This is a genomic window from Escherichia sp. WS338, from assembly GCF_046486405.1.
In the GTDB taxonomy this organism is placed as follows: Bacteria; Pseudomonadota; Gammaproteobacteria; order Enterobacterales; family Enterobacteriaceae; genus Escherichia; species Escherichia coli.
Window position 1 is genome coordinate 19473 of record NZ_JBJQLL010000040.1, and the last position, 8887, is coordinate 28359.

The 8887-nt window shown below is 46.9% G+C and carries 7 protein-coding genes and 2 pseudogenes; 7 read left to right on the forward strand and 2 right to left on the reverse strand.

Features of this window, described 5'->3' with window-relative positions; translation table 11 throughout:
* The first annotated feature begins 90 nt into the window (after nt 1-90).
* From dgoR to ACJHWT_RS21950, 5 genes and pseudogenes are all read left to right on the forward strand, one after another.
* Nucleotides 91-780: a D-galactonate utilization transcriptional regulator DgoR gene (gene dgoR / locus ACJHWT_RS21930; protein ID WP_000174307.1), complete on the forward strand. Its 690-nt coding sequence runs from the start codon at nt 91-93 to the stop codon at nt 778-780.
* A complete protein-coding gene (gene dgoK / locus ACJHWT_RS21935; RefSeq protein WP_000127080.1) occupies nt 777-1655 on the forward strand; it encodes a 2-dehydro-3-deoxygalactonokinase in 879 nt (292 codons plus the stop codon). The genes dgoR and dgoK overlap by 4 nt, the downstream gene beginning before the upstream one ends.
* Nucleotides 1639-2256 (forward strand): 2-dehydro-3-deoxy-6-phosphogalactonate aldolase, encoded by a 618-nt coding sequence (dgoA, locus tag ACJHWT_RS21940; RefSeq protein WP_001198735.1) that lies wholly within the window; start codon nt 1639-1641, stop codon nt 2254-2256. The genes dgoK and dgoA overlap by 17 nt, the downstream gene beginning before the upstream one ends.
* Nucleotides 2253-3401, forward strand: coding sequence for a galactonate dehydratase (gene dgoD, locus ACJHWT_RS21945; protein WP_000705006.1), 1149 nt, complete (start codon nt 2253-2255; stop codon nt 3399-3401). Before dgoA ends, dgoD begins: the two co-directional genes overlap by 4 nt.
* A gap of 74 nt (nt 3402-3475) precedes the next feature.
* A pseudogene (locus ACJHWT_RS21950) lies at nt 3476-3964 on the forward strand (MFS transporter); the annotation flags it as partial.
* A gap of 74 nt (nt 3965-4038) precedes the next feature.
* On the opposite strand, the pseudogene tnpA reads toward ACJHWT_RS21950, so the two are convergent.
* Nucleotides 4039-4495: pseudogene (gene tnpA, locus ACJHWT_RS21955) on the reverse strand (IS200/IS605 family transposase).
* A 703-nt stretch (nt 4496-5198) separates the two neighbouring features.
* Nucleotides 5199-6098, reverse strand: coding sequence for a hypochlorite stress DNA-binding transcriptional regulator HypT (hypT, locus tag ACJHWT_RS21960; protein ID WP_000789106.1), 900 nt, complete (start codon nt 6096-6098; stop codon nt 5199-5201).
* A 339-nt stretch (nt 6099-6437) separates the two neighbouring features.
* On the opposite strand from hypT, the gene ACJHWT_RS21965 reads away from it, so the two are divergent.
* Complete coding sequence (locus ACJHWT_RS21965) at nt 6438-7157, forward strand: amino acid racemase (RefSeq protein WP_319755230.1); 720 nt, start codon at nt 6438-6440, stop codon at nt 7155-7157.
* A gap of 58 nt (nt 7158-7215) precedes the next feature.
* A complete protein-coding gene (locus ACJHWT_RS21970; protein WP_000262197.1) occupies nt 7216-8514 on the forward strand; it encodes an anaerobic C4-dicarboxylate transporter in 1299 nt (432 codons plus the stop codon).
* Nucleotides 8515-8887 lie beyond the last annotated feature (373 nt).

Consider the following 8887-nt stretch of genomic DNA (forward strand, 5'->3'; position numbering starts at 1 on the left):
GAACGTTATCACGCTGGTACTACAAAGTTGCCGCGTTATGCATCGATCGGGGTAAAGTAGAGAAGAACATACAGAGCACAAGGACTCTCCATGACTCTCAATAAAACCGATCGCATCGTCATTACGCTGGGTAAACAGATCGTTCACGGCAAATACGTGCCAGGCTCGCCGCTTCCGGCTGAGGCGGAGCTCTGTGAGGAGTTTGCAACCTCGCGCAACATCATCCGTGAGGTGTTCCGTTCGCTGATGGCGAAGCGGCTGATTGAAATGAAACGTTATCGCGGCGCGTTTGTGGCACCGCGTAACCAGTGGAATTACCTCGACACTGACGTACTGCAATGGGTGCTGGAAAACGACTACGACCCACGACTTATCAGTGCCATGAGCGAAGTGCGAAATCTGGTGGAACCGGCGATTGCCCGTTGGGCAGCAGAGCGCGCGACTTCCAGCGATCTGGCGCAGATTGAATCGGCGCTGAACGAGATGATTGCCAACAATCAGGACCGCGAAGCGTTTAACGAAGCGGATATTCGCTACCACGAGGCGGTGCTGCAGTCGGTACATAATCCGGTGTTACAGCAACTTAGCATTGCGATCAGTTCGCTGCAGCGGGCGGTATTTGAACGAACCTGGATGGGTGATGAGGCCAACATGCCGCAAACGCTCCAGGAACAAAAGGCGCTGTTCGATGCGATACGGCATCAGGACGGCGATGCGGCAGAGCAGGCGGCGCTTACCATGATCGCCAGCTCGACACGAAGGTTAAAGGAAATCACATGACAGCTCGCTACATCGCAATTGACTGGGGATCGACCAATCTGCGCGCCTGGCTTTATCAGGGCGACCACTGCCTGGAGAGCAGGCAATCAGAAGCAGGCGTCACGCGCCTGAACGAAAAATCTCCGGCTGCGGTGTTAGCAGAAGTGACGGCCGACTGGCGTGAAGAAAATACGCCAGTGGTGATGGCAGGAATGGTCGGCAGCAATGTCGGCTGGAAAGTTGCGCCGTATTTATCTGTTCCTGTCCGTTTTTCGTCTATTGGCGAACAATTAACGTCGGTTGGCGACAATATCTGGATTATTCCCGGATTATGCGTTTCTCATGACGATAACCACAATGTGATGCGCGGCGAAGAAACACAATTGATCGGCGCGCGTGCTCTGGCTCCTTCCTCTCTTTATGTTATGCCCGGAACCCATTGCAAATGGGTGCAGGCCGATAGCCAGCAAATCAACGATTTTCGCACCGTAATGACCGGTGAATTACATCATTTACTGTTAAATCACTCATTGATTGGCGCAGGTTTGCCGCCGCAGGAAAACTCTGCCGATGCCTTCGCGGCTGGCCTTGAGCGTGGCCTTAATGCGCCCGCCATATTGCCGCAGCTTTTTGAAGTTCGCGCCTCGCATGTGCTGGGAACGCTTCCCCGCGAACAGGTCAGCGAATTTCTCTCTGGTTTGTTGATTGGCGCAGAGGTTGCCAGTATGCGCGACTATGTGACCCATCAACACGCCATCACCCTTGTCGCCGGAACATCGCTGACCGCGCGCTACCAGCAAGCCTTTCAGGCGATGGGTTGCGACGTGGCGGTGGTGGCGGGCGACAAGGCATTTCAGGCTGGTATAAGGAGCATCGCTCATGCAGTGGCAAACTAAACTCCCGCTGATCGCCATTTTGCGCGGCATTACGCCCGACGAGGCGCTGGTGCATGTTGGCGCGGTGATTGACGCCGGGTTCGACGCAGTTGAAATCCCGCTGAATTCCCCACAATGGGAGCAGAGCATTCCCGCCATCGTTGATGCGTATGGCGACAAGGCGTTGATTGGCGCAGGTACGGTACTGAAACCTGAACAGGTCGATGTGCTCGCCAGGATGGGCTGCCAGCTCATCGTTACGCCCAATATCCATAGTGAAGTGATCCGCCGTGCGGTGGGCTACGGCATGACCGTTTGCCCCGGCTGCGCGACGGCGACCGAAGCCTTTACCGCGCTCGACGCGGGCGCTCAGGCGCTGAAAATATTTCCGTCATCGGCTTTTGGTCCGCAATACATCAAAGCGTTAAAAGCGGTATTACCACCGGACATCGCAGTCTTTGCCGTTGGCGGCGTGACGCCAGAAAACCTGGCGCAGTGGATAGACGCAGGTTGTGCAGGGGCAGGCTTAGGCAGCGATCTCTATCGCGCCGGGCAGTCCGTAGAACGCACCGCGCAGCAGGCAGCAGCATTTGTTAAGGCGTATCGAGAGGCAGTGCAATGAAAATCACCAAAATTACCACGTATCGTTTACCTCCCCGCTGGATGTTCCTGAAAATTGAAACCGATGAAGGCGTGGTCGGCTGGGGCGAGCCCGTGATCGAAGGCCGCGCCCGTACGGTGGAAGCGGCAGTTCACGAGCTGGGTGACTATTTGATTGGTCAGGATCCATCGCGCATCAATGACTTATGGCAAGTGATGTATCGCGCCGGATTTTATCGTGGAGGTCCAATCCTGATGAGCGCCATTGCCGGGATCGACCAGGCGTTATGGGATATCAAAGGCAAAGTGCTGAATTCGCCGGTCTGGCAACTGATGGGCGGCCTGGTGCGTGACAAAATTAAAGCCTACAGTTGGGTCGGCGGCGATCGTCCGGCGAATGTTATCGACGGAATAAAAATCCTGCGCGAAATCGGTTTTGATACCTTCAAACTGAATGGTTGTGAAGAACTGGGGCTAATTGATAACTCCCGCGCGGTAGATGCGGCGGTCAACACCGTGGCACAAATTCGTGAAGCTTTTGGCAATCAGATTGAGTTTGGTCTTGATTTCCACGGTCGCGTCAGCGCGCCGATGGCGAAAGTACTGATTAAAGAACTGGAACCGTATCGCCCGCTGTTTATTGAAGAGCCGGTGCTGGCAGAACAGGCCGAATACTACCCGAAACTGGCGGCACAAACGCATATTCCACTGGCGGCGGGTGAGCGCATGTTCTCACGTTTCGATTTTAAACGTGTGCTGGAGGCGGGTGGTATTTCGATTCTGCAACCGGATCTCTCCCACGCAGGCGGTATTACCGAATGCTACAAAATTGCCGGAATGGCAGAAGCCTATGACGTGACCCTTGCGCCGCACTGTCCGCTCGGACCGATTGCACTGGCAGCTTGCCTGCATATCGACTTTGTTTCCTATAACGCCGTACTTCAGGAACAAAGTATGGGCATTCATTACAACAAAGGCGCGGAGTTACTCGACTTTGTGAAAAACAAAGAGGACTTCAGCATGGTCGGCGGCTTCTTTAAACCGCTAACGAAACCGGGCTTAGGCGTGGAAATCGACGAAGCTAAAGTTATTGAGTTCAGTAAAAATGCCCCGGACTGGCGTAATCCGCTCTGGCGTCATGAAGATAACAGCGTAGCAGAGTGGTAATTCCTGCCACGTAAGCCCCTCATCGGGCACTAAAACAGCAATACAAAAATATAACCCTCTGTAAATTACAGGGCATGGTGAGCGGCTTCGCTATGCCCAAAATCAGGAGAAAGCTCGCTATGGATATTCCCGTTAATGCAGCAAAGCCGGGGCGTCGGCGTTATCTGACGCTGGTGATGATCTTTATTACGGTGGTCATTTGTTATGTTGACCGCGCTAACCTGGCCGTGGCTGCCGCCCATATTCAGGAAGAGTTCGGCATTACCAAAGCGGAAATGGGCTATGTATTTTCGGCCTTCGCCTGGCTTTATACGCTATGTCAGATCCCCGGCGGTTGGTTTTTAGATCGCGTAGGTTCACGCGTGACTTATTTTATTGCGATATTTGGCTGGTCAGTGGCGACGTTATTCCAGGGCTTTGCCACGGGATTAATGTCATTAATTGGTCTGCGCGCGATAACCGGTATTTTCGAAGCGCCCGCTTTCCCGACCAATAACCGGATGGTGACCAGCTGGTTCCCGGAACATGAACGCGCTTCTGCCGTTGGTTTTTATACGTCTGGTCATGCGCCTATAAGGCTCTCTTACCAGCCGCGCCCTAACAGGCGCACACGATCTGACATTTGCATCCAACTTCGTTACTCACGGTCCATAAACGCGCTGCCCAGGTAGGGAATCGATAACTGCTCTCCCATTTTATCCTCTTCAAGCTGGTGCTTTATGTAATCCTGTATCTTCGCCGTGTTCTTACCCACCGTATCGACTTAGTACCCACTGCACCAGAACTCCCTGTTCCTGTATTTGAATTTCAAATCACCAAACTGCTCGTAAAGCATCAGACTGCTTTTCCCTTTCAGATATCCCATAAAGCCGGATGCGCTCATTTTGGGCGGGATCTCCACAAGCATATGGATATGATCTGCACAGCACTCAGCTTCAAGAATCCGTACGCTTTTCCACTCACACAGCTTTCTCAAAATACTGCCTGTTGCTCTACGCTTCTCTCTGTAGAACACTTGTCTTCGGTATTTTGGCGCAAAAACTATGTGATATTTACAGTTCCATCGGGGTGCGCTAGCTCTTTTCGTTCCCCATTGGGTCCCCCTTTTGATTTTTTGTTTGACACTTGCTGTTGCCATACCGCAAGGTGTTTTAACAAATCAAAAGAGGTTTTAATAACTGGCTCAAAACTGAAAGCTTTCCGGAACCCCCAGCCTGGCTGGGGAGCTGTGCACAAAAAAGCACCTCCACAAACAGGAGGTGCAATTCGATGAGTTTGTTTACATGATGTAGGTTTTATACATGACCTGTAGGATACACTTACTATGAAATGTTGCCTCTCGACAATGATTTTCACAAAAAAATGTGATTCTGATCAATTTGTTTATACGCTGTCATTTGAATAAATGACTACACAATATAGAGTACGTTTCCGGTGTTTTCGACATAATGACCAATATTTGCTTCCACTGCTTTTCCTGGAACGTGCTGTAGTCATTAAATACCGTTACGCGAGGATTGTCCAGCATTTTAATGACACTTAACTTATCTGGGACAACAAATAATTTATTATTACAATTATTGATTTTAGTATATTTTCTGTTATTAATTAAACAATGTTATTATTTACTATGTGAAAAGAGAAAAAAATACCTCTCAAAGTGATCTCAATGGCCAGAATTATCCTGAAGGAGATGAACTGATTAAAGCAAAAGACATCCAGTTTAACGAATTCCCCCCCTTCACCCCCAGAAAAACGTGGATTTGTCGTGCTCAACAAAAACTGTCCACGATGTTTCTAGCTATTCTCTTTAATGTTATTTCGTAAAATCGTCCAAAAGTGTTCAGCCGTTTTGTTCAGCCGAGTATCCATACGATAAATATAAGCCTGAATAGGCACTGCCCATTTAGCAGGCCACGGACACACAAGTCGTTTTGTGTTCAGTTCATCCGCGATTGACCAGAGAGGGAGCCAGGCAATACCAAGTCCATTGAGTGCCATATTTTTTAGTAGTTCACTCATTGAAGATACCAATATTGTGTGTCCGGCTATCCCTCCCTGTTCTGCCAAATGACGATTAACCAGTCTGCCCATATAAGAAGTTGGAGTATAGTCGAGCAAAGGAGCCTGTGAATTGGTAAGATCGAAAATCGGTTTTCCCTGTTGATCAGCAGCACATACCGGATACAACTCAGATTCAAACAGTTTTATACAACAAAATGGCGATTGCATAAACTCCTCATCTCGAAATGAAATAATAAAGTCACTCTTCCCTTCTCGTAACGTATTTACGGCCTGGACGACATCAATAGCCTCAACATGATAGATAAAGTCTCCGCCTAAGGTGGTGAGTGAGTGCAGAAGTTTAGGTAGCATGCTGAGGGATAATGAGTGCGCAGCTGCAATCTTAATATTAGGCAAATTGAATGAATTATCCCCCCCTAACTCATTCAGATTGCATTCAAGCTGTTGCACTAAACTGCGTGTCTGGGAGTGAAAAAGCCTACCCTCTTCAGTTAATTGTAAAGGAGAGGTTGTACGATCGAACAAAACAACACCTATAGCTGACTCTAACGCTTTTATTCGTCTGCTGAATGCTGGTTGTGAAAGGTTACGATCTTTTGCTGCCTGACAGAAATTGCGACAGGCTTCCAGTGTCAGGAAATCATATAACCATTTGGTCTCTATATTTTTCATTTCTATTATCCAAGTATTATCAAATTTTAGTTAGTATACCCCCCGAAAACCGGGGTAATGAATGCAGATAGCATATTTAAGTTATTCGTTTTATGCATAATCCATTCGTTTTCTGTATCTAAACCAGTTTAACACTTCTCCCAAAAGCGTTTATTTTCATCATTATGATAGGTCTTCATGCAACAATAGTATATGGTTCATGTATATTGCAAAACTACATCATGCAAGTCTTGCATTGCATTGTACATCATTGCATTTCTCATAGCCTTTAGAGACTGTTAAAAAAGGAGAAATGGTTTTTTAAGTTTATGAGCATTGATTTTCTGAGAGGTAAGTATTGTGAAAGGTTTAATCGGTGTGCTCGGTGGAATGGGGCCGGCCGCCACTGTCGACTTATTTAATAAATTTGTCACCTTTACAGCAGCACAACGAGATCAAGAACATATACCTTTAATTATTTCTTCTATCCCGGATATTCCTGACCGTACCGATGCATTAATGCATAACGGGCTCTCGCCTTTACCCGTTATGCGTGACTATATGCATAAACTGGAAGATGCAGGAGCAGAATGTATTGTTATTCCCTGTAATACCGCACACTATTGGTTTAAAGAACTAAAAGATGCTTGCCATATTGATATACTAAGTATCATAGATACTACGGTCGATGAAGTTCGCGTCTGTGGTAAAACTAGAATTGGCCTCCTGGCCACTGATGCCACGCTGTATATGGGATTATACCAGAAAGGAATTGAATCGTTAGGGTTTAACTATATCATCCCGGATGCAGATGGCCAAAAAAATGTGATGAAAAGCATTTATTCACTTAAAGCGGGAAATGTTACACATGCGCAAAAATTGATGGAAGAGCAGGCTGAAAATTTATTTTCCCGCGGAGCAGAGATCTTGATTCTTGGTTGTACGGAAATTCCCATTATTCTGTCACAAGCCGTTAAAGATCAACCTTTACGCTATATTGATTCAACCGCTTCACTCGTTCGCGCAGGAATAAAATGGTATGAAAATCGTATCGGAAAAGATCAACATTTAACTCAATAATTCTAAATCACAGCCAGAAAGTTATTTTACAAAGATTATATTTACAACGGAGAACATCATGGTTTGGCTGGAAATTATCGTTGTACTTGGCGCAATATTTTTTGGTATTCGTCAGGGAGGAATCGGCATTGGTTTATGCGGCGGTCTTGGCCTTGCGATCCTGACTCTGGGATTTGGTCTGCCTATGGGATCACCGCCAGTCGATGTGATCCTGATTATTATGACCGTAGTTGTGGCAGCTTCAGCCTTACAGGCGGCAGGTGGGATGGATTATCTGGTACGTTTAGCCAGTAATTTCATGCGACGTAACCCAAAATATATCAACATAATCGCACCGATTATCACTTGGTTAATGACCATTATGGCCGGTACCGGGTTTATTGTTTTCTCCACACTGCCGGTAATTGCTGAAGTAGCAAAAGAGTCCGGTATCCGGCCTTCCCGCACACTCGCTGGCTCAGTTGTCGCCTCACAGGTTGCAATTTCTGGCTCACCAATCAGTGCCGCAATGGCAGCTATGCTCACTATTATGGAGGTTAATGGCGTCAGTTTTATTCAGGTGATGTCGGTATGCCTTCCCACCTCTTTTGTCGCCGCGATGGTTGCTGCTTTTATCGCCTCCCGACAGGGGTGTGAATTACAAGATGACGAAGTATATCTTGAACGTCTGCAAAAAGGTCTGGTGCAAAAATACGAGAATAATAACAGCATCAAACCTGGTGCAACGCTTTCCGTCGGATTATTCATGCTGGCGACGATCGCCATTGTTATTCTTGCTGCATTCCCCCAATTGCGTCCGGGTTTTGATATCAGCAAACCGATGGAAACGCGCGATATTATTATTATTTGCATGCTCTCTGCTGCCTGCCTGATGGTAATACTGTGTAAGATGTCTACTGATGACATTATTCTGACCTCCACATTTCGTGCTGGAATGAGTTCGCTGGCAGTGATTCTTGGTATTGTAACCTTAGGTACCACCTTTATTGATGCGCATTTAACTGAGATCAAAGATATCGCTGGTGATATTTTACAAACTTATCCGATGCTTTTAGCATTAGTTCTTTTTTTTACCTGCGCTTTACTTTACTCACAGGGAGCGACTACGCCGTTAATTATTCCTCTGGCTGTAGCACTCAACATACCAACCTGGGCAATTCTTGCATCTTATGTTGCCGTTACGGGAGTATTCGTGCTTCCAACGTATCCAACATCACTCGCCGCGATGGAATTTGATACTACCGGCACAACCCGTGTGGGCAATTATTTATTAAATCACCCATTTATGCTACCCGGGTTGGGTGGTGTTATTGCAGGAGTGACATTTGGGTTTGTGATTGCACCAATGATGGTCTGATAGAATCATAATTTTCATTCTTTATGGAAGTAGTTACAGAGTTACTATTTGATAATTAGTCAGGCAGTTAATCTGCATTCAGTTACTGACTGTCAGAAGAATTCTGACAGATTGATATCACATGTTATTTCAATGATGTAAGAATTCAAATTCCGAGAGCATAGCTCCGGTTAAACAATTTGTTATTGTCACATTGTTTTCAAATAATGGAGTTAGAATATTATGTCTCGTATTGAAAGCGATTTCCTTGGTGAGCGTGAAATTCCGGATGATTGCTATTATGGTGTTCAGACACTTCGTGGAAAAGATAATTTCCATATCACTGAAATGCCAATGAGTCAGGAGCCTTTCTTCATCATTGCCTTCGGTTATG